The 20,957-nt window shown below is 63.7% G+C and carries 19 protein-coding genes and 1 pseudogene; 14 read left to right on the forward strand and 6 right to left on the reverse strand.

Going from position 1 to position 20,957, the window contains the following annotated elements; translation table 11 throughout:
- Positions 1 to 420 precede the first annotated feature (420 nt).
- The gene (locus tag ABFA30_RS22925; RefSeq protein WP_410045998.1) at positions 421 to 1,413 is read left to right on the forward strand and encodes a SagB/ThcOx family dehydrogenase; all 993 of its coding nucleotides are present in this window, start codon (positions 421 to 423) and stop codon (positions 1,411 to 1,413) included.
- Entirely contained in the window at positions 1,413 to 2,417 is a 1,005-nt protein-coding gene (locus ABFA30_RS22930; protein ID WP_410045999.1) for a diiron oxygenase, read from the forward strand. The genes ABFA30_RS22925 and ABFA30_RS22930 overlap by 1 nt, the downstream gene beginning before the upstream one ends.
- A 173-nt stretch (positions 2,418 to 2,590) precedes the next feature.
- Here the strand turns inward: ABFA30_RS22930 and ABFA30_RS22935 are convergent, their stop codons facing one another.
- On the reverse strand, positions 2,591 to 4,084 hold the full coding sequence (locus ABFA30_RS22935; RefSeq protein ID WP_225790914.1) for a CoA-acylating methylmalonate-semialdehyde dehydrogenase: 1,494 nt from the start codon (positions 4,082 to 4,084) through the stop codon (positions 2,591 to 2,593).
- A gap of 69 nt (positions 4,085 to 4,153) precedes the next feature.
- Entirely contained in the window at positions 4,154 to 5,500 is a 1,347-nt protein-coding gene (locus ABFA30_RS22940) for an aspartate aminotransferase family protein (protein ID WP_225790913.1), read from the reverse strand.
- A gap of 118 nt (positions 5,501 to 5,618) precedes the next feature.
- On the opposite strand from ABFA30_RS22940, the gene ABFA30_RS22945 reads away from it, so the two are divergent.
- The 6 genes from ABFA30_RS22945 to ABFA30_RS22970 all read left to right on the forward strand — a co-directional run bounded on the left by ABFA30_RS22945 (position 5,619) and on the right by ABFA30_RS22970 (position 11,530).
- Positions 5,619 to 6,536: a LysR family transcriptional regulator gene (locus ABFA30_RS22945; RefSeq protein ID WP_225790912.1), complete on the forward strand. Its 918-nt coding sequence runs from the start codon at positions 5,619 to 5,621 to the stop codon at positions 6,534 to 6,536.
- An 89-nt stretch (positions 6,537 to 6,625) separates the two neighbouring features.
- On the forward strand, positions 6,626 to 7,288 hold the full coding sequence (locus ABFA30_RS22950; protein ID WP_225790911.1) for a TetR/AcrR family transcriptional regulator: 663 nt from the start codon (positions 6,626 to 6,628) through the stop codon (positions 7,286 to 7,288).
- A gap of 9 nt (positions 7,289 to 7,297) precedes the next feature.
- Entirely contained in the window at positions 7,298 to 7,882 is a 585-nt protein-coding gene (locus ABFA30_RS22955) for an IMPACT family protein (RefSeq protein WP_410046000.1), read from the forward strand.
- Between the two features lie 402 nt (positions 7,883 to 8,284).
- A complete protein-coding gene (locus ABFA30_RS22960; protein WP_225790909.1) occupies positions 8,285 to 8,971 on the forward strand; it encodes an SDR family oxidoreductase in 687 nt (228 codons plus the stop codon).
- Positions 8,972 to 9,091: 120 nt separating this feature from the next.
- On the forward strand, positions 9,092 to 10,447 hold the full coding sequence (locus ABFA30_RS22965; RefSeq protein ID WP_225790908.1) for an 8-oxoguanine deaminase: 1,356 nt from the start codon (positions 9,092 to 9,094) through the stop codon (positions 10,445 to 10,447).
- Between the two features lie 135 nt (positions 10,448 to 10,582).
- The gene (locus ABFA30_RS22970) at positions 10,583 to 11,530 is read left to right on the forward strand and encodes an adenosine deaminase (RefSeq protein ID WP_225790907.1); all 948 of its coding nucleotides are present in this window, start codon (positions 10,583 to 10,585) and stop codon (positions 11,528 to 11,530) included.
- Between the two features lie 25 nt (positions 11,531 to 11,555).
- Here ABFA30_RS22970 and ABFA30_RS22975 read toward each other — a convergent pair whose 3' ends face one another.
- Positions 11,556 to 12,269: an ArsR/SmtB family transcription factor gene (locus tag ABFA30_RS22975; RefSeq protein ID WP_253080409.1), complete on the reverse strand. Its 714-nt coding sequence runs from the start codon at positions 12,267 to 12,269 to the stop codon at positions 11,556 to 11,558.
- 524 nt (positions 12,270 to 12,793) lie between these two features.
- Between ABFA30_RS22975 and ABFA30_RS22980 the strand changes: the two genes are divergently transcribed.
- On the forward strand, positions 12,794 to 12,991 hold the full coding sequence (locus ABFA30_RS22980) for a hypothetical protein (RefSeq protein ID WP_225790905.1): 198 nt from the start codon (positions 12,794 to 12,796) through the stop codon (positions 12,989 to 12,991).
- Here ABFA30_RS22980 and ABFA30_RS22985 read toward each other — a convergent pair.
- Together ABFA30_RS22985 and ABFA30_RS22990 are read right to left on the reverse strand one after the other, a co-directional pair.
- On the reverse strand, positions 12,942 to 14,123 hold the full coding sequence (locus tag ABFA30_RS22985) for a multidrug effflux MFS transporter (RefSeq protein ID WP_225790904.1): 1,182 nt from the start codon (positions 14,121 to 14,123) through the stop codon (positions 12,942 to 12,944). The two genes, ABFA30_RS22980 and ABFA30_RS22985, sit on opposite strands and share 50 nt — an antisense overlap.
- Positions 14,124 to 14,335: 212 nt before the next feature.
- Positions 14,336 to 14,533, reverse strand: a complete 198-nt coding sequence (locus tag ABFA30_RS22990) for a cation transporter (protein WP_225790903.1) — start codon at positions 14,531 to 14,533, stop codon at positions 14,336 to 14,338.
- A 145-nt stretch (positions 14,534 to 14,678) separates the two neighbouring features.
- On the opposite strand from ABFA30_RS22990, the gene ABFA30_RS22995 reads away from it, so the two are divergent.
- The 5 genes and pseudogenes from ABFA30_RS22995 to ABFA30_RS23015 all read left to right on the forward strand — a co-directional run bounded on the left by ABFA30_RS22995 (position 14,679) and on the right by ABFA30_RS23015 (position 20,080).
- Positions 14,679 to 15,065, forward strand: coding sequence for a hypothetical protein (locus ABFA30_RS22995; protein WP_225790902.1), 387 nt, complete (start codon positions 14,679 to 14,681; stop codon positions 15,063 to 15,065).
- A 52-nt stretch (positions 15,066 to 15,117) separates the two neighbouring features.
- On the forward strand, positions 15,118 to 17,517 hold the full coding sequence (locus tag ABFA30_RS23000) for a heavy metal translocating P-type ATPase (RefSeq protein WP_410046001.1): 2,400 nt from the start codon (positions 15,118 to 15,120) through the stop codon (positions 17,515 to 17,517).
- Positions 17,514 to 17,939 (forward strand): Cu(I)-responsive transcriptional regulator, encoded by a 426-nt coding sequence (gene cueR / locus ABFA30_RS23005; RefSeq protein ID WP_225790900.1) that lies wholly within the window; start codon positions 17,514 to 17,516, stop codon positions 17,937 to 17,939. Before ABFA30_RS23000 ends, cueR begins: the two co-directional genes overlap by 4 nt.
- Positions 17,940 to 18,292: 353 nt before the next feature.
- Positions 18,293 to 19,222: pseudogene (locus ABFA30_RS23010) on the forward strand (cache domain-containing protein); the annotation flags it as partial.
- A 129-nt stretch (positions 19,223 to 19,351) separates the two neighbouring features.
- On the forward strand, positions 19,352 to 20,080 hold the full coding sequence (locus ABFA30_RS23015; protein WP_410046069.1) for a methyl-accepting chemotaxis protein: 729 nt from the start codon (positions 19,352 to 19,354) through the stop codon (positions 20,078 to 20,080).
- A gap of 34 nt (positions 20,081 to 20,114) precedes the next feature.
- Here the strand turns inward: ABFA30_RS23015 and ABFA30_RS23020 are convergent, their stop codons facing one another.
- Positions 20,115 to 20,903: an AraC family transcriptional regulator gene (locus ABFA30_RS23020; protein WP_253080410.1), complete on the reverse strand. Its 789-nt coding sequence runs from the start codon at positions 20,901 to 20,903 to the stop codon at positions 20,115 to 20,117.
- Positions 20,904 to 20,957: the final 54 nt, after the last annotated feature.

Raw genomic sequence — 20,957 nt, forward strand, 5'->3', positions numbered from 1 at the left:
CACATATTGATTGGTTAATTTTCTGTCAGTTTGTGAGACTCAAAAGGGTAGATGGCTGAGAGATTTCGAATGAGTTGTGCTTCTTGTGGAAAAGGACTTCAGCTGTCTGGGAATATTCCTATTGCATATTTTATTGCCTTCGAGGTGTGCTTGGCTAATATTGTTTGTGTCGCAATAAGGCGGCATTTAAAGGAGATGTGGAAATGAAAGAGGTCAAACTTGAGTCCGATAAGCTTGCCAATCTTGCTCATTTGGTTTTGGGTAAGTAGATCCTATCAATAAATGATGCTAAGGCGCAGAGCCGGCCTGCGCCTTGGCGGATGTCGAGTAAGAGCCATGATAATAAATAGGGATTGCTTTTTTATTGCGGCGGCGTCAGGTCTCATCTGCTGGGATTTTAAGCGGCACAGGTAGTTCGAAATGGATCAAGAGCATGCTGCACACTTGATTGAGCTGGCTTACGCATCGGTAGGCGTCGAGCCTCGCAGCACCGTTGATCAAAATTTAATTGATTGCAATGTTCTTGTTTCGGAATGCCCTGTGGATAATCATTGGGGGTGGGACGTACTGTCGGAGATATTTCATTATGGTACACGAAGCATACCGCTTGCGGCACTTCCAGGAAACGAACGGGCGTGGGCCGAATTCTACCTGAAGCACTGTCATCATGTGCTGGCCTCTCCCAAACCGTCTGAAAACATTGAACAGTACGCAAGCGGGGGTATTGAACTGCCATCGTTCGGCGATAACACACAGTTTGAACATGTTCTGGAAAGGCGTCAGACCGTCAGGTCATTTCTCGATAAGCCTGTGCCCTTGGAGGTAGTGAGTCATTTGCTGCAGTTTTCACTGGGCTTCATGCCGTCTCGGGAAGTCAATGCTCCTGACGATTTATCTATGACGCTCTGCAGACGCCGCTGTAGCCCTTCTGGTGGAGGCTTGAATGCAACGGAAGGCTATTTATATGTTAATAATGTAATGGGTCTGGCACCGGGTATTTATTATTATGACTCCAGCCGCCATGCACTGCATTTATGCACGGATTGTCTTCCCTCATTAGGAATAGTGCTGGCGGGGCAGCATTTCGCCAATAATCTGCCTGTGGGACTATTTCTTACCTCGCGCTTCGACAAGTACTGGTGGAAATACCCCCACTCACGTGCTTATCGCATGGCACTGATTGAAGTAGGCCACATAGCTCAGACATTTCAGTTGATTGCGACTGACCAAGGGCTGGGTACTTGGTTGACTGGGGCAATGGATGAAGATGCAATTGAACCGTTACTCAAACTCGGCAATTCAGCCGAGCAGCTTCTGTTCTTTGTAGGCGCCGGGTTCAGCGATGGTTCACACACTCCCAAATCGCTTCGGGACTTGATGAGTGCAAGGACCAGTCATGAGGTGATGTCCTGATGACAAAGATCTATGCTCAGGATCGGGGTGAGAGAGCTTTTCATGACTGGCATCAAAACAGTGCTGTCCGTTCTCGACCTTACGCTTATCTATTGACCCCCCAAGACCTGGCCGATACGGACCCGGAACGTTGGTACCCAACGAGCTTGAACCCAGTACTCAGTTTATCAGAGGTCACTAAACTACCTTCGTCCACACGTCTGAATGCTCATGTCGCTCACCTTGTTCATTTTCTTGATTATACGACCACTCTTGAACTCACCGTTGTCAACGATGCTGTAGCCTCCATGACTCTTGGGGCTTTGAAGCAAAATTTCGATGCAGTCGATCAGCGCGCCGCACTGAAGCTTTATACTGACGAAGGTTATCATGCATTGTTTTCTCGGCAAATAGCCGACCAGTTAGTCGAGCATTTCGACATTGCCCGGCATCCCGCCATGCGCTTGCTCCTGCTGAATCAATACATTGAGCAGACCCCGTCCACCTACAAATCCCTCGCGGTTTTTATGATCGCTTTCGTTTCCGAGACCATCATAACCCGAGAGTTGCTGGACCTCTCGCGTGAGCAATTGGTTGAGCCTGTTTTTCACATGCTACGTGACCATTTGCATGACGAGGCCAGGCATTCGGTATTTTTTTCTGATTGTTTTTGCAAACTACTGCCACAGTTGTCGCGAGCCGAGGAGGCGTTCGTGGCTAGTGCGCTGACAGATATTATCTGGATGTTTTGCCGGCCTGATCGTGATTTTCTGAAAATTTTGTTCGGTAGCGACCAGCAAAATTTTAGCCTAATCCTTGAGAGGCTCGATAGCACGGTAAGCACCCGTATTGCCTGGATTGCCGCTCCTACGATCCGGGCAATACAACGAACCAATCTTTTGAAACACAAGGAGCATCGGAATCTGTTCAGAACCCGAGGGCTTTTAGGGAAACTCCGAACAAGTTACTCATCATCCGGAAATGGACGGCTTGGGAACGCCGAAAAGCCCGATTTCAGACGCTGATTATTGGATAACCAAGGCAACGCCTTAGTTTTTCGTTTCGACTACGTCGGAAGTGGGGCGCATTATAAGGGGATTCGAAACCCCGTCAACCGTTATTTTCATAAATCTTTAAATAAAGAGCACGGCACAAACAAAACGGGGAGGCCTACTGGCCTCCCCGCTTCACTGCTTCATTACAGGCTTGGGAACGCGAACTGCGACGCCTCATGGCTGGCGCGCTGCGGCCAACGCTGGGTGATCGCCTTGCGACGGGTATAGAAGCGCACACCATCCGGGCCATAGGCGTGCAGGTCGCCGAACAGCGAGCGCTTCCAGCCACCAAAGCTGTGGTAGGCCACCGGCACCGGCAGCGGCACGTTCACGCCGACCATGCCTACTTCGATCTCGTCGCAGAACAGGCGCGCCGCCTCACCGTCACGGGTGAAGATGCAGGTACCGTTGCCGTACTCGTGCTCGTTGATCAGGCGCATGGCATCTTCCAGGCTGTTCACACGCACCACGCACAGCACCGGGCCAAAGATCTCTTCTTTATAGATGCGCATTTCTGGGGTCACGTTGTCGAACAGGGTGCCCCCCACGAAGTAGCCGTCTTCATGACCGGCCACACGCAAGCCACGCCCGTCGACCACCAGCTTGGCACCAGCCGCCACGCCGTCGTCGATGTAGCCAACCACCTTGTCACGGGCCGCCGCGGTCACCAGCGGGCCCATGTCCAGGCCGCAGGACGTGCCGGCACCGATCTTCAGCGCCTTGATCTGTGGCTCCAGCTTGGCGATCAGCGCATCAGCGACCTGGTCACCTACGCACACCGCCACCGAGATGGCCATGCAACGCTCACCGCACGAACCGTAGGCGGCGCCCATCAGTGCGCTGACCGCGTTGTCCAGGTCGGCATCGGGCATCAGCACGGCGTGGTTCTTCGCGCCGCCCAGGGCCTGCACGCGCTTGCCGCGCTTGGTGCCTTCGGCATAGATGTATTCGGCGATCGGGGTCGAGCCGACGAAGCTCAGGGCCTTGACCTCGGGCGCCTCGATCAGTGCATCGACCGCTTCCTTGTCGCCATTGACCACGTTGAGGATACCCTTCGGCAGGCCAGCCTCGTGCAGCAGTTGGGCAATGAACAGAGTCGAGCTCGGGTCACGCTCGGACGGCTTGAGGATGAAGGCGTTACCGCAGGCGATGGCCAGCGGGTACATCCACAGCGGCACCATGGCCGGGAAGTTGAACGGGGTGATGCCGGCGACGATACCCAGCGGCTGGAAGTCCGACCAAGCATCGATGTTCGGGCCGACATTGCGGCTGTACTCACCCTTGAGCAGTTCTGGCGCTGCACAGGCGAACTCGACGTTCTCGATACCGCGCTTGAGCTCACCGGCGGCGTCTTCCAAGGTCTTGCCGTGCTCCTCGCTGATCATCTGCGAGATACGCGCCTCGTTCTGCTCCAGCAGTTGCTTGAAGCGGAACATCACCTGGGCACGTTTGGCCGGCGGGGTGTTGCGCCAGGCAGGGAAAGCGGCCTTGGCAGAATCGATGGCCGCCTGGATGGTGGCGCGGCTGGCCAGCTCGACCTTGCGGGTGCTCTCGCCAGTGGCTGGGTTGAAGACATCGGCGGTGCGCTCGCCCTTGGAAACCAGCTCGCCGTTGATCAGGTGCTGAACGATGCTCATGCAGAACTCCAAGTAAAGAAGGTTGATGCAGGCGCGTGGGTGTGCGCCTGCCGTCAGAGTCGGAAAAGATCAGTCGATCTGGTTCAGGGCTTCGCCCACCGCGTCGAACAGGCGGTCCAGTTCCTGCGGCTGGGTATTGAAGGTCGGGCCGAACTGCAGGGTGTCGCCACCGAAGCGGACATAGAAGCCCGCCTGCCACAGCTTCATCGCAGCCTCGTACGGACGCACGATGGCATCGCCGTCACGCGCAGCGATCTGGATGGCACCAGCCAGGCCGTAGTTGCGGATGTCGATGACGTTCTTGGTGCCCTTGATGCCGTGCAGCACCTTCTCGAAGTGCGGCGCCAGCTCGGCGGCCGACTGCACCAGGTTCTCCTTCTGCAGCAGGTCCAGCGCGGCGATACCGGCGGCGCAGGCCACAGGGTGGGCCGAGTAGGTGTAGCCATGGGGGAATTCCACGGCGTATTCCGGCGTCGGCTGGTTCATGAAGGTCTGGTAGATCTCGCTGCTGGCGATCACCGCGCCCATGGGGATGGCGCCGTTGGTGACCTGCTTGGCGATGCACATCAGGTCCGGCGTCACACCGAAAGCTTCCGAGCCAGTCATGGCCCCCATGCGGCCGAAGCCGGTGATGACTTCGTCGAAGATCAGCAGGATGTTGTGCTGGCTGCAGATCTCGCGCAGGCGCTTGAGGTAGCCCTTCGGCGGCGGCAACACACCGGCCGAGCCGGCCAGGGGCTCGACGATCACCGCGGCGATGTTCGAAGCATCATGCAGCTCGATCAGCTTGAGCATTTCGTCGGCCAGGGCGATGCCGCCCTCCTCCGGCATGCCTTTGGTGAAGGCATTGCCCGGCAGCAGGGTGTGCGGCAGGTGATCGACGTCCAGCAACTGACCGAACAGCTTACGGTTGCCATTGACGCCACCCAGGCTGGTACCGGCGATGTTCACCCCGTGGTAGCCACGGGCACGGCCGATGATCTTGGTCTTGGTGGCCTGGCCTTTCAGGCGCCAGTAGGCGCGCACCATCTTCAGCGCGGTATCGGCGCACTCGGAGCCGGAGTTGGTGAAGAACACATGGTTGAGGTCGCCCGGAGTCAGATCGGCGATCTTCTCGGCCAGTTGGAACGACAGCGGATGGCCGAACTGGAAGGCCGGCGAGTAATCCAGCACGCTGACCTGGCGCGCCACGGCCTCGGAGATTTCCTTGCGGGTATGCCCGGCACCGCAGGTCCACAAGCCGGACAGGGCGTCGAAGATCTTGCGGCCCTTGTCATCGACCAAATAGCTGCCTTCGGCCGCCACGATCATGCGGGGGTCACGCTGGAAGTTACGGTTGGCGGTGTAGGGCATCCAGTGGGCATCCAGCTTGAGCTGGCTGGCGATACCGGCGGAAGCGGTTTCGGGCATGTTCATCGGCGGTTCCTCGGAAGACGATTAGGCAACGATGGATGTTGTTGCAGCTAAGTTGTCACGGGGATAAAGTCTGAAAAACCCAACATTTCTAATCTTCAGTTAGTAGAAGACTAAACTTATGAGCCGACGTCCCGATCCCCTGGCCCAGGTCAGCGACTTCGACATCCGCCTGCTGAAGATCTACCGCAGTGTGGTCGAGTGCGGGGGGTTCTCGGCTGCGGAGAACGTCCTCGGAATCGGCCGCTCGGCCATCAGCCAGCAGATGAACGACCTGGAGCAGCGCCTCGGCCTGCGCCTGTGCCAACGGGGGCGCGCCGGCTTCTCGCTGACCGAGGAAGGCCGCGAGGTGTACCACTCGGCCCTGCAACTGCTCAGCGCCCTGGAGACCTTCCGCACCGAGGTCAACGGCCTGCACCAGCACCTGCGCGGCGAGCTGAACATCGGCCTGACCGACAACCTGGTGACCCTGCCGCACATGCGCATCACCCATGCCCTGGCCGAGCTCAAGGACCGTGGCCCGGACGTGCGCATCCAGATCCGCATGATCGCCCCCAGCCAGGTCGAGCAAGGTGTGCTCGACGGCAGCCTGCATGTCGGCGTAGTGCCCCAGACCAGCCCGCTCTCGGGCCTGGAATACCAACCGTTGTACAGCGAGCGCTCGCTGCTCTACTGCGCGGTCGGCCACCCGCTGTTCTATGCCGACGACCAGCAGATCGACGACGACCGGCTCAACAGCCAGGAGGCCATCGCCCCGACCTTCCGCCTGCCCGCCGACATCCAGGCGCACTACCAGGCCCTGCGTTGCACCGCCAGCGCCTCGGACCGCGAGGGCATGGCCTTTCTCATCCTCACCGGGCGCTACATCGGCTACCTGCCCGACCACTACGCCACGTTCTGGGTCCAGCAGGGCCGCCTGCGAGCCCTGAAACCCAGCGAGCGTTTCTACGACCTGAGCCTGAGCTGGGTGACGCGCAAGGGACGACGGCCGAACCTGGTGCTGGAAAGCTTCCTGGATAGCCTGGCAGCGACACGCTGATGCCTGTCGCTGACGCCAATGCTTGTCACTTCGGCACAGGAAGGTAATCTGTCCGACATCCGTTGCCACAGACCCGTACGGAATCGTCCATGACCCTTGAAGTCCCTGCGCATCGTCCCTCCGCCTCCGGCAAGCCCGCCGGCCGCATCCGCCAGAAGAACGAACAGGCCATCATCCAGGCCGCCGAAGACGAGTTCGCCCGCCACGGTTTCAAGGGCACCAGCATGAACACCATCGCCCTGAAGGCAGGCTTGCCCAAGGCCAACCTGCACTACTACTTCACCAACAAGCTGGGCCTGTACATCGCCGTGCTCAGCAACATCATCGAGCTGTGGGACAGTACCTTCAACGCCCTGAGCGTCGAGGACGATCCGGCCCAGGCGCTGAGCCAGTACATCCGCACCAAGATGGAGTTCTCCCGGCGCAACCCACAAGCCTCGCGGATCTTCGCCATGGAAGTGATCAGCGGCGGGCAGTGCCTGAGCGAATACTTCAGCGCCGACTACCGCGAATGGTTCCGTGGCCGTGCCGCGGTGTTCCAGGCCTGGATCGATGCCGGCAAGATGGACCCGGTCGACCCCGTGCACCTGATCTTCCTGCTCTGGGGCAGCACCCAGCACTATGCCGACTTCGCCACCCAGATCTGCCAGGTCACCGGCCGCAGCCGCCTGACCAAGCAGGACATGGAAGACGCCAGCAACAACCTTATCCACATCATTCTCAAAGGCTGCGGCATCACTCCGCCCGCCTGAACCGGACCTATGCCTTCTACCCTGCTCGAGCTCTGCGAATTCCGCGAGGAAATCCGCAAGAGCCGCTTCATCACCCTCGCCGCCCCGATCACCAGCGCAGCCGAGGCGATGGCCTTCATCGAACGCCACAGCGACCTGGCGGCAACCCATAACTGCTGGGCCTGGAAGCTCGGCGCGCAGTACCGCAGCAGCGACGACGGCGAGCCCGGCGGCACCGCCGGCCGGCCGATCCTCGCCGCCATCGAGGCCCAGGACTGCGACCAGGTGGTGGTGCTGGTGATCCGCTGGTACGGCGGCATCCAGCTCGGTACCGGTGGCCTGGCCCGCGCCTACGGCGGCGGCGCCAACAAATGCCTGCAGCAGGCGCCCAAGCGGGTACTGGTGCAGCGCAGCGAATACCGCTGTAGTTGCAGCTTCAGCGAGCTGGCGCTGCTCAAGCTGCGTCTGGCGGAAGCCGACGGTCTGGTGCTGGACGAGCAATTCACGGCCAACGGGGTGGACCTGCACCTGGCGCTCGGCGAAGCACACCTGGAGATGCTGCAACAACAACTGGCCGACCTCAGTCGTGGTCGGATCCGCCTTGAAGCGTGCTGACGTTTCCCACAACTACTGTGGGCCTGCCTGTGGATAAGCTTGGGGCATTCTGTTGCAAGCCTTTACCCCCAAGGCCTGCAGGGTGTTGAGCATATTTTGATCACAGGCATGTGACAGCCGGGCAAGCGATCCCGAATCAATGAGTTATCCCCAGTTTCGGCGCCCGTGCCCCCTCTGCCGCCAGCATTCGACAGCGCTCCCGCTTGCACACAGATACTGTGGAGCAGCTTGTGGATAAGCCGTGAACCACCCGGCCGGAGCCCGACGGCGTCGGCCTCGGGGCGCATTGGTCATTTTTTGTTCGGTTCCGGCGAATGTCTTCGTCCCATGCCATGAAGGCGACAGGACAATACCTGGAGTATGCTCCAAGACCCTTCCTGAACCTGCTCAAGGAGTATCGAGATGCCCGCAAACAAGACTGCCCTGATCATCGGCGCCTCCCGTGGGCTGGGGCTGGGCCTGGTACGACGCCTGCACGAGGATGGCTGGAACGTCATCGCCACCGTCCGCGACCCGCATAAGGCCGATGACCTGCGCACCCTCCCCGGTGTGCGCATCGAGACCCTGGAAATGAACGACGGTGCCCAACTGGACGCCTTGCGCCAGCGCCTGCAAGGGGAAGTGTTCGACCTGCTGTTCGTCAACGCCGGTGTCATGGGCCCACTGCCACAGAACCTGGAAACCGTCCAGCCCAAGGAGGTGGGCGACTTGTTCATGACCAATGCCGTGGCGCCGATCCGCGTCGCCCGGCGCCTGGTCGGGCAAGTCCGCGAAGGCTCCGGCGTGCTGGCCTTCATGAGCTCGATCCTGGGCAGCGTGACCATCCCCGACGGCGGCGAGATCTGCCTGTACAAGGCCAGCAAGGCGGCCCTCAACTCGATGATCAACAGCTTCGTGGTCGAACTGCAGCGCCCCGACCTCTGCGTGCTGGCGATGCACCCAGGCTGGGTCAAGACCGACATGGGCGGCGAGAATGCCGAGATCGACGTGCTGACCAGCACCCAAGGCATGCTCGAGCAGATCAAGGCACAAAGCGGCAATGGCGGCCTGCGCTTCATCAACTACAAGGGCGAGGCCCTCATCTGGTGAATTGAAAGCCGCGTGGCGAGGCAGTAGACTCGATGCCTCGCCCACACGGCGGACCTGGATCAGCAGACAGGGCAACACTGAGCTGGCTAACCTGAACCCACTTTCAGAGGAGCCGGCACCATGCCTGCGACCCGTATCTGGTTGAAATCCCCGCTTGCCATCTTCACCGCCAACGATGCCGACGCCCGCGGCGGCCTGGTCATCGAAGACGGCCGTATCACCCAACTCCTGGCCCTCGGCGAAAGCCCCAGCCTGCCGTGCGAACAGGTCTTCGACGCCCGCGAGCACGTGGTCCTGCCCGGCCTGATCAACACCCACCACCACTTCTACCAGACCCTCACCCGCGCCTGGGCGCCGGTGGTCAACCAACCGCTGTTCCCCTGGTTGAAGACCCTCTACCCAGTCTGGGCACGCCTCACCCCGGCCAAGCTGGCACTGGCCAGCCAGGTGGCCCTGGCGGAGCTGCTGCTGTCGGGCTGCACCACCGCCGCCGACCATCACTACCTGTTCCCCCAGGGCCTGGACAATGCCATCGACGTGCAGGTCGAGGCCGTGCGCAAGCTGGGCATGCGCGCCATGCTGACCCGCGGCTCCATGAGCCTGGGCGAGGCCGATGGCGGCCTGCCGCCGCAGCAGACGGTGCAACAGGGCGAAGTGATCCTGGCCGACAGCCAGCGACTTATCCACAGCTACCACGAACGGGGTGACGGCGCGCGCATCCAGATCGCCCTGGCACCCTGCTCGCCATTCTCGGTCACTCCCGAAATCATGCGTGCCAGCGCGGCCCTCGCCGAAGAACTGGATGTGCGCCTGCACACCCACCTGGCCGAAACCCTCGATGAAGAGGACTTCTGCCTGCAACGCTTCGGCCTGCGCACCGTCGACTACCTGGACAGCGTCGGCTGGCTCGGCCCACGCACCTGGCTGGCCCATGGCATCCACTTCAACGCCGAGGAAATCGCCCGCCTCGGCGCTGCCGGCACCGGTATCTGCCATTGCCCGAGCTCGAACATGCGCCTGGCCTCGGGCATCTGCCCGACCGTCGACCTGGAAGCGGCTGGCGCACCCGTTGGCCTCGGCGTCGATGGCTCGGCCTCCAACGACGCCTCGAACATGATCCTCGAGGCGCGCCAGGCCCTGTACCTGCAGCGCCTGCGCTATGGCGCCGAACAGATCACCCCGCAACGCGCCCTGGGCTGGGCCACCCGTGGCTCGGCACGCCTGCTGGGCCGCGACGACATCGGCGAACTGGCGGTGGGCAAGCAGGCCGACCTCGCCCTGTTCAAGCTCGACGAACTGCGCTTCTCTGGCAGCCACGACCCACTCTCGGCCCTGCTGCTGTGCGGCGCCGACCAGGCCGATCGGGTCATGGTCGGTGGCCAGTGGCGCGTCATCGACGGGCAGATCGAAGGGCTGGATGTACAGGGCCTGATCGCCGATCACCGCCAGGCAGCGGCCCGCCTGATCGCCGGTTGACTTCACGGGCCGTTGTACGCCCCCATCGCCGGCTAGCCGGCGATGGGCTGCAAGGCAGCCCCAAGGCCTCGACTGAACAGCATCGGCTCCAGCCCTGTAGAATGACGGCAACCGTACCTGATCGAGACTACACACATGTATGACTGGCTCAACGCCTTGCCCAAGGCGGAACTGCACATGCACCTGGAGGGCTCGCTGGAGCCGGAGCTGCTGTTCGCCCTGGCCGAACGCAACAAGATCGCCCTGCCCTGGGCCGACGTGGAAACCCTGCGCAGCGCCTATGCCTTCAACAACCTGCAGGAGTTCCTCGACCTCTACTACCAAGGCGCCGATGTCCTGCGCACCGAGCAGGACTTCTACGACCTGACCTGGGCCTACCTGCAACGCTGCAAGGCACAGAACGTGGTGCACACCGAACCCTTCTTCGATCCGCAGACCCACACCGACCGGGGCATCCCCTTCGAGGTGGTGTTAGGCGGCATCCGCCAGGCCCTCAGGGATGGCCATGAACAACTGGGCATCAGCAGCGGGCTGATCCTGAGCTTCCTGCGCCACCTGAGCGAAGAGGAGGCACACAAGACCCTCGACCAGGCGCTGCCATTTCGCGATGCCTTCATCGCCGTGGGCCTGGACAGCTCCGAGCAAGGCCACCCGCCGAGCAAGTTCCAGCGCGTCTTCGAGCGCGCCCGCGCCGAAGGCTTCCAGGCCGTCGCGCACGCTGGCGAGGAAGGCCCACCCGAGTACATCTGGGAAGCCCTCGACCTGCTGAAGATCAAGCGTATCGACCACGGCGTGCGCGCCATCGAGGACGAACGCCTGATGCAACGCATCATCGACGAGCAGATCCCCCTGACCGTCTGCCCGTTGTCGAACACCAAGCTCTGTGTATTCGAGCACATGGGCCAGCACAACATCCTCGAAATGCTCGAGCGTGGCGTCAAGGTCACGGTCAACTCCGATGACCCGGCCTACTTCGGCGGCTATGTCACCGAGAACTTCCATGCCCTGCACATCCACCTGGGGATGACCGAAGACCAGGCCCGGCGCTTGGCACAGAACAGCCTGGATGCCCGCCTGGCCTGAGACCTGCCCGGCGTTGCGGGTACGGCTATCCGACCTGCAACGCTGGCACGTGGGCGATACGGTTGATGCACTGGATGCCCAGCGCTGAAATCTGCAACAGCCGGGAGCCCTCCTGTTCGCGTATCCAGCCTGACTGCAGGAACAGCCTGAGCAGCGCCTGCCCCAGGCTGCCCCCCAGGTGCGGGCCCTGGTCGCTCCATTCGCTGCAACGGCAGATGGTGCACTCGCCCTGCTGCGGCGAGGCCAACGCCTCGGTGTAGACGCCGATGGCCGCCAGCTGCGTACGCCCTTCCAGGCTGATCCGCGGTTGCAGGTCGCTCCCTTCCAGCCAACCGGCCGCGACCAGCCGCTGGTAGAGATCGCTCGCCAGCTCGCCGCCCAGGTGAGCACCGCAGCGGCGCGCCCGGCGCATCGACAGGGGCACTTGCAGCGGCGCCGCCTGCCCAGGCTGCGATCCGTTGTCCTTCAGTTGCAGGCTGGCCAGAGCCTCCACCGCCGCACCGACGGCCGGCGAGGCCAGGCGGAAATAGCGTTTGCGCCCCCGCGCCTCGAGCTTGAGCAAGCCGGCCGACGACAGCAACGACAGGTGCGCACAGGCAGACGAGGCGGTCAGCCCAGTCATGTCGGCCAACTCGTCGGTAGGACGGGGAATGCCATCGATCAGCGCCCACAACATGGCGCTGCGTTTCGGGTCGGCCATCAGGCCGGCGACCTGGCTGATACTGCTGACTGCTTTCATATCCCTGTAACTCCCTGCAAGGTCACGTCTTGTTCCAGTGGCCAGCCATGGCAGCGAAACGGCCGTGCGGCATGCCGGCCCACCTGCAAGGGCAGTCATCGCTTGCCGCTCCCTGGCAGGGAAGTGTCTCTCGCTGGCACTGACCGCAGCAGCCAGTATAAGTCGCGCGCCGGCGACGCGACCTGGCAGCCCACGGCACAAAACCGCAGGGTATCCCGACCCTCTACCCACCAGCAGACGCAGATTCGCCGAGGCCGCGTTGCCCGGAAGAAAGCCTGGCAGCCCACGGTAGCGAGCGTTCGACGCTGGCGGGAGCAAGCTCGGGCAAGCATGCCCTGGAACAATGCCGACAACGCGCTTCATCAAGTACGGCAAACAAAAGCGAAGCGTCCACATGCAGCCCCACTGGGCAGCCGACCGGCCCGAGGCCACGACCGTCAGTCAGGAGATCCCACGCCGGTCATGGCAAGCACAAGCGGCGGCGCTACACTTCATCCGCTCTCACCCAGTGGAGGTAGGCCGCGATGAAAATTGTCGTCAGTGCGTCGAACCGCAACCCCAACTGTCCATGGCAGGTACGCCTCGACCAACATGTGGTGAGTTTTCGCAGCGAAGCGCAGGCGCGTGCCTTCGTCGCCACGCTGGAAACCCGCCTGCAGGCGCCTCACCCACTCACGCCGGACGCCTGGCCTGCAAGCGCCGAGTCAGCATCGCGACACTGACCACCAGCGCACCGCACAGGCTGATCACCAAGGCCATCGGCACCGCGCTGCCATCGTGCAGCAGGCTCACCAGCGCCGCCGCGCCCGCGGCGACGCTGAACTGCACGCACCCCATCAGCGCCGAGGCACTGCCGGCCCGTGCGCCCTGCCCACTCATGGCGCACGCCGAGGCATTGGGGATGATGCAGCCCAGGCTGGCGATGCACGCGAACAGCGGCACCAACAATGGCCACAACTGCGCCGGCCGCCATGCCGCCATGCCCAGCAGCACCAACCCCGCCCCCAGGTACAGCCACACGGCCCGCCCCAACAGGAAGGCCGGACCACGCTTGGCCAGCAGGCGCGCATTGACCTGGGCGACGAGGATGAAACCCGCGGCATTGGTGCCGAACAGCCAGCCGTAGTGCTCGGGGGGCACGCCATACAGCTTGATGAACACGAACGGCGAACCGGCGATGTAGGCGAACATGCCGGCGATGGCGATGCCCCCGGTCAGCGCATGGCCCATGAACACCCGGTCGCCCAGCAGCCGCAGGTACTGGCGCAACGCCCCCGACAGCGGCTGGCGCGGCATGTCCGGCGCCAGGCTCTCCGGCAGGCCCAGGCTGACCGCCAGCAAGCAGGCGGCGCTGAACAGGCCCAGGGCGAGGAAGATCGATTGCCAGCCCGCGAGGTTGACCAGCACCCCGCCCAGCATCGGCGCGAGGATCGGCGCCAGGCCCATCACCAGCATCAGTTGCGAGAACACCTTGGCCGAAGCCACCGCGTCGCACTTGTCGCTGACGATCGCCCGCGACAGGACCATCCCGGCGCAGCCGCCCAGGGCCTGGACGAAGCGCGCCAGGATCAGGGTGTCGAGGTTCGGCGCATAGGCGCAGGCCAGCGAGGCCAGGGTGAAGAGCGTGATGCCGAACATGAGCGGCTTGCGCCGGCCGAAGCGGTCGGCCACCGGGCCATAGGCCAGTTGGCCGAGGGACAGGCCGAGGAAATAGGCGGCCAGGGTGGTCTGGACATGTTTCTCGTCGGTGGCGAAGGCTTGCGCCATGGCCGGGAAGGCGGGCAGATAGAAGTCGATCGCCAATGGCCCGAACGCACTGAGGGCGCCCAGGATCAGCACAATTCGCAGGTTCATCAGGAATCCATAGCAGGCTAAGCAAGTGGGTAAGTCTACCTGCTGCAGGCAGCACCGGTATGAAAACCTTTGTAACAGTTACTGGAGAGATCGCCCAGTCCCATGGGCCGCGCTGGGGTGGCAGAGAACATCGAGAGCAGTTTTGTAGCCATCTGGGGCCGCTTCGCAGCCCCAAATACCGGCTTAACGCTGTCAAACATCGAAAGGCGGTTTCAGGCCACTTCAGCCTGGTACCCTTGCTCGCGAATCGCCGCTAGGATCCGCTCACCCGCCACCTGGCTCTGTACCCGTACCTGCTTGCCCGCCAGGTCCACCTCCACCTGGGCTGCCGCGTCCAGGTCCTGTACCGCGCGGGTCACCGCCTTCACGCAGTGGCCGCAGGTCATGCCTTGCACATTGAACACTTGCATCGGTCCTACCTCCTTCAGGGTTTGCCGCAGTTTCAGGCTTGCCATCATGGCAAGGTCAAGTTCTGCCCGAAACGGCCGGGGTGGAAATCCGCGTGCGGCTCGGCCAAGCTGCGCCTTTGACGATTCGGCAAGCAGGAGATTCTTCATGTTCAGGGCAGCATTGGGCCTGGTCGGGCTGCTAGGCGCACTGGCGGTGGTGCCACCGGCCAGCGCCGAAGGCAACTCGGACTACAGCGTATTGGTCATTTCCCGGGAGCGCCTGGAAGTGGCCAGCAGTTGCGAGATCGGCATCTACCTCAACGACCAGTTGGCCGGCCGCCTGTTCCAGGAACAGTCGACCTCGTTCAACCTGCCGCCAGGGCCCGTGGACGTCCGCCTGCGCCTGCTGCCAGGGCAGACACCCGGCTGCGCCCCAGGGATCGAGGACCAACGCAGCACCCGCCTGAACCTGCAAGCCGGACAAATCAGCAAGTACCGCATTGCCACGGGTCACCAGGGCCTGGAGTTGAAGCGCGCCAGCCTGGGCTATTGACCTTACCAACGTGGCAAGCTTGATGCTGGAGGCCAGTCCAAGGAGGAGAGCCATGTCCGCATCCACCACTTTCGACCTGCCGATCTCCGGCATGACCTGCGCCAGCTGCGCTGGCCGCGTCGAGCGCGCCTTGCGCAAGGTCACCGGCGCCGAGCAGGTCAGCGTCAACCTTGCCACCGAACAGGCCCGGGTCCAGGCCCCGGCCGGCAGCCTGCCAGCCCTCGTCGATGCGGTACGGGAGGCTGGCTACGGCGTGCCGACCCGCACCGTCGAGCTGCAGATCGGCGGCATGACCTGCGCCAGTTGCGTAGGCCGCGTCGAACGCGCCCTGGGCAAGTTGCCGGGCGTCGAGCAGGTCAGCGTCAACCTGGCCAGCGAGCGCGCCCACCTCGAAGTCCTCGCGGCCGTCGACGACAGCCTGTTGCTCCAGGCCGTGGAAAAAGCCGGCTACAGCGCCAGCCTGCCTCACAGCACCCATGACGACCAAGCACAAGCCCTGCGCCGCCTGCGCAACGAACGCCTGGCGGTTGCCGCCGCGCTGCTGCTGGCCCTGCCGCTGGTGCTGCCGATGCTCGGCCAGCCGTTCGGCCTGCACTGGATGCTGCCGGCCTGGGCGCAGTTCCTGCTGGCGACGCCGGTACAGTTCATCCTCGGCGCCCGCTTCTACGTGGCCGCCTGGAAGGCCGTGCGTGCCGGTGCCGGCAACATGGACCTGCTGGTCGCCCTGGGCACCAGCGCCGGCTATGGCCTGAGCCTGTACGAATGGGCCCGTGCCCCGGCCGGCCTGCAGCCACACCTGTACTTCGAAGCCTCGGCGGTGGTGATCGCCCTGGTGCTGCTGGGCAAGTACCTGGAAAGCCGCGCCAAGCGCCAGACCGCCAGTGCCATACGGGCGCTGGAGGCGCTGCGCCCGGAGCGGGCCGTGCGGGTGCTCGACGGCCACGAGGAAGACGTGGCGATCAGCCAGTTGCGCCTGGGCGACCTGGTGCTGGTCAGGCCCGGCGAACGTTTCCCGGTCGATGGCCAGGTGCTCGAAGGCAGCAGCCACGCCGACGAGGCCCTGATCAGCGGCGAAAGCCTGCCGGTGCCCAAGCAGCCTGGCGACCCGGTCACCGGAGGCGCCATCAACGGCGAGGGCCGTCTGCTGGTACGCACCCTGGCCCTCGGCACCGAGACCGTGCTGGCCCGCATCATCCGCCTGGTCGAGGATGCCCAGGCAGCCAAGGCACCGATCCAGAAGCTGGTGGACCGGGTCAGCCAGGTGTTCGTACCGGCGGTGCTGGTCGTCGCGCTGGTCACCCTGGCCGGCTGGTGGCTGGCCGGTGCGCCGCTGGAAAACGCCCTGATCAATGCCGTCGCCGTGCTGGTGATCGCCTGCCCATGCGCCCTCGGCCTGGCCACTCCCGCCGCCATCATGGCCGGCACCGGCGTGGCTGCCCGCCACGGCATCCTGATCAAGGACGCCGAAGCGCTGGAGCGCGCCCATGCAGTGAATCGCGTGGTCTTCGACAAGACCGGCACCCTCACCTCCGGCAGCCCCCGCGTGGTCCACAGCCAGGCCCTCGACGGCGACCGAGGCGAACTGCACCGCCTGGCCGGCGCTCTGCAGCGGGGCAGCGAACACCCGCTGGCCAAGGCGGTACTCGATGCCTGCGCCGAGCAAGGCCTGCACGTGCCGCAGGTGGCCGACAGCCAATCCCTCACCGGCCGTGGCATCGCCGGGCGGGTGGAGGGCCGCGAACTGGCCCTGGGCAACCGCCGCCTGCTCGACGAGAGCGCCCTGCAAGCGGGCGAACTGGCCGCCAAGGCCCAGGCCTGGGAAGCCGAAGGGCGCACCCTGTCCTGGTTGATCGAGCGCGGGCCACAGCCTCGGGTGCTGGGCCTGTTCGCCTTCGGCGACAGCCTCAAACCAGGCGCCGGGCAGGCTATCCATGCATTGCACGAGCAAGGCATCAGCAGCCACCTGCTGACCGGCGACAACCGTGGCAGTGCCAAGGTGGTGGCCGATGCCTTGGGCATCGACGACGTGCATGCCGAAGTGCTGCCGGCCGACAAAGCGGCCACGGTGGCGGCGCTCAAGCGCAATGGCGTGGTGGCCATGGTCGGCGACGGCATCAACGACGCCCCTGCACTGGCCGCCGCCGACATCGGCATCGCCATGGGCGGTGGCACCGACGTGGCCATGCAGGCTGCCGGGATCACCCTGATGCGTGGCGATCCGCGCCTGGTGCCCGCCGCCCTGGAGATCAGCCGCAAGACCTACGCGAAGATCCGCCAGAACCTGTTCTGGGCTTTCATCTACAACCTGATCGGCATTCCCCTGGCCGCCTTCGGCCTGCTCAACCCGGTGCTGGCTGGCGCGGCCATGGCGTTGTCCAGCGTCAGCGTGGTGAGCAATGCCCTGTGGCTGAAGACCTGGAAGCCCACCGCCCCCCGACAGGAGGCCCCATGAACATCGGCCAAGCCGCCCGCCGCAGCGGGCTCAGCACCAAGATGATCCGCTACTACGAGTCCATCGGCCTGCTCAAGCCGGCCAAACGCAGCGACAGCGGCTACCGTCTGTACCAGCAGGACGACCTGCACACGCTGGCCTTCATCAAGCGCTCCCGTGACCTGGGGTTCTCCCTGGACGAGGTGGCCAGGCTCCTGACCCTCTGGCAGGACCGCCAGCGTGCCAGTGCCGATGTGAAGGCCCTGGCGATGCAGCATATCGAGGCGTTGAACCGGCGTATCGAGGAACTCGTTGGGCTGCGCGATACCTTGGGCGAGCTGGTTGCCCATTGCCATGGCGATGACCGGCCGGATTGCCCGATCCTCAAGGACCTGGCCAATGGCAGCGGTTGCTGCCGGGGCAAGGACAAATCCCTGGGCTGAAGCATTCAAGCGGTACTGGGGCTGCTTTGCAGCCCTGAGCGCCACTGGCATCCCCAGGCCATCCAAACACGACCGCACAGTCACCAAACACGACCTCGCCCAATAAATACGGGAACTTCCCTACAAAAAAACCAGACGCTGCCGATCTCTTGGACACCTGCCTCATGTGTCGCACAAGAAAAACTCCGGGAGCGTGGATGAACATCAAACAGAAACTGACCTGGGCCTTCGCCGTCATCGCCGGCCTGCCCATCGTCCTCGTGGCCACCCTGGTGGTCCTCAACCTGCGCGGCGAAGCCCGCGAGGACTTCCTCGACAACAGCAGTCGGGAAATCCGCCAGGTCAGCAACGCGATGCATATCTTCTTCCAGGGCATCGACCAGAACGTGAACTACCTGGCCGCCCAGCCGCTGGTCGCCGCCACCGGCGATAACCTGAACAAGTACCTGGCCACCAACCCCAGCAACGAGCTGGGCGAGCAGGACAAGCAAGTCCTCGAGTTCTTCACCCGCCTGGCGCAGGTCCACCCCAGCTACGCCTATGTCTCGTACGGCGTGAACGACGGCGGCTACGTCGGCTGGCCGGCCGGGCAGAAGTTCTCCAACTACGACCCGCGCCAACGCCCGTGGTACCAGTTGGCGATGGCCAACCCCGGCAAGACCGTGCGCACCGGCGCCTATTACTGGGCCGCCGACGATGCCGTCCTGATCAGCACCGTGCGGGCAGTCCCCAACGCCCTCGGCAACCCTGGCGGCGTCGTCAACATCGACGTTTCCCTGAACGGGCTCACCGAGATCGTCAAGAAGATCAAGCTCGGCGACAGCGGCTACCTGATGCTCGTGGAAAAGAACGGCAACGTGATGGTCGACCCGCGAGATGCCAGCCACAACTTCAAGCAGTTGGCCAGTTTCGGCGATGGCTACGCGGCCCTCGCCAAGGCCGGCCAAGGCCTGGTCGAGGTGGAGCTGGGCGGGGAGCGCTACATGGCCAACGTCTACCCTGACGAGCAACTGGGCTGGACCTTCATCGGCCTGATCCGCCACGACGAAGTGATGCAGACCACTACCCGCCTGACCTGGCTGATCGGCATCATCGCCTTGGCCTTGGCCGCCGTGTTCGCGGTCGTCGGTACGGCCTTCGCCAAGCTCATCGTGCGGCCGATCAACAGTGTCACCAACGGCCTGGAAGACATCGCCCAAGGCGAAGGCGACCTGACCCGCAGCCTGGAGGTTCGCGGGCGCGACGAAACCGCCCAGTTGGCCAACTGGTTCAACCAGTTCCTCGGCGCCATCCGCAGCCTGATCCAGCACATCGGTACCGCCGCCGGGCAGATCCTCCACACCTCCAGCAGTTCGACCCGTGTCTCCGGCGACATGGCCGAAGCCGCCGGCCGCCAGCGCGAGGCCGTGGACATGGTCTCCACCGCGTTCCATGAAATGGTCGCCACCGCCAACGAGGTCGCCCGCTCCTGCAGCCAGGCCGCGCAGTCGGCCGACAGCGGCCAGCAACAGGCCCGCGAAGGCCAGCAGCAGATCGACGCGGCGGTGCAAAGCGTCGACCGCCTGAGCCAGGAGATCGAGCAGTCGGCCCAGTCGATCCAGCAGCTCGAGCGCGACAGCAATGCCATCCAGTCGATCCTCGGCACCATCCGTTCGATCGCCGAGCAGACCAACCTGCTGGCCCTCAACGCCGCCATCGAGGCCGCCCGCGCTGGCGAGCAGGGCCGTGGCTTCGCCGTGGTCGCCGACGAAGTTCGCGCCCTGGCCAAGCGCACCGCCGACTCCACCGCCGAGATCGATGGCCTGCTGGGCAACCTGGCCGCCCGTACCGCCGAAGTCGCCGAGCAGATGCACGCCAGCCTGGAGGTTTCGCAGCAGTCGGTCAGCCGCATCGGCATGGCTCGCGACAGCTTCGGGCAGATCCGCGAGTCGGTGGACATCATCCGCGACATGAACACCCAGATCGCCACGGCTGCCGAAGAGCAACACCAGGTGGCCGAGGACATCAACCGGCATATCAGCCAGATCCATGGCGATGCGCAGTTGGTGGCCGAACTGGCCCAGGCCGCCAGGCAGGACTCCGAAAGCCTGGCAGGGCTGTCCAACGAGCTGGATGCGCTGGTACGACGCTTCCGAACCTGAGCCCATCGGGGCTGCTTCGCAGCCCCGGTATTCGTTACAAGCGCAACTCCCCAGGCGTCGCCCCGAACAGCTGCTTGAACGCGGCGATATACGCCGAAGTGGAATCGTACCCACAGCCCAGCGCCGCCTCGGTCACGCTCTCCCCCGCCTCCAGCAAGGCCAGGGACGACAAGAGCCGCATGCGCTGGCGCCAATTGCGAAAACTCAGGCCCGTCTCACGCTGGAACAGGCGCATCAGGGTCTTCTCCGAACACCCCAACTGCCGGGCCCACTGCCGCAAGGTCTGGGGTCGGTCCGGCTCGGCGATCAATCCGTTGCACAGCGCCAACAGGCCTGGGTGGCGCGGCAACGGCAGGGAGAACCCCACCTCCGGCAGGGTGCGCAACTGGTCGAGCAGCACCGCCACCAGCCGCGCCTCGGCGCTGTCGTTTTCCGGGTACTCCGGCGGGTACAGGCAGAACTGCTTGATCAGCTCCCGTACCAGAGGGGTCACTTCCAGCACCCGGCACTGCTCCTCGGCCCAAGGGCAGGCATCGCGGCGCACGTAGAGGCTGCGCATCTCGGCTTGCATCGAGGTCACCACTTCATGCTCGATGCCAGCGGGGATCCACACCCCCCACTGGGGCGGGGCGAAATAGCTGCCATCGCTGGTGTAGACGCCGAGCACGCCACTGATGGCATAGGAGAACTGCACCCAGTCGTGACGGTGGCGGGTGGTCCAGGAGCCGGCGCCCAGGCTTTCGGCGCGGGCGTAGAGCGGCCTGGGCAGGTGCTCCAGGGCGGGGATGGCGCGAGGGGGGGGAAGCTGTCCGGTACTCGACATGACGGGTTCGTGTGTTGCAGAAGTGACAAGCCTAACAGAGATTCGTCAGGGGCC

Source organism: Pseudomonas sp. HLMP (assembly GCF_046365545.1).
Classification (GTDB): Bacteria; Pseudomonadota; Gammaproteobacteria; order Pseudomonadales; family Pseudomonadaceae; genus Aquipseudomonas; species Aquipseudomonas guariconensis_B.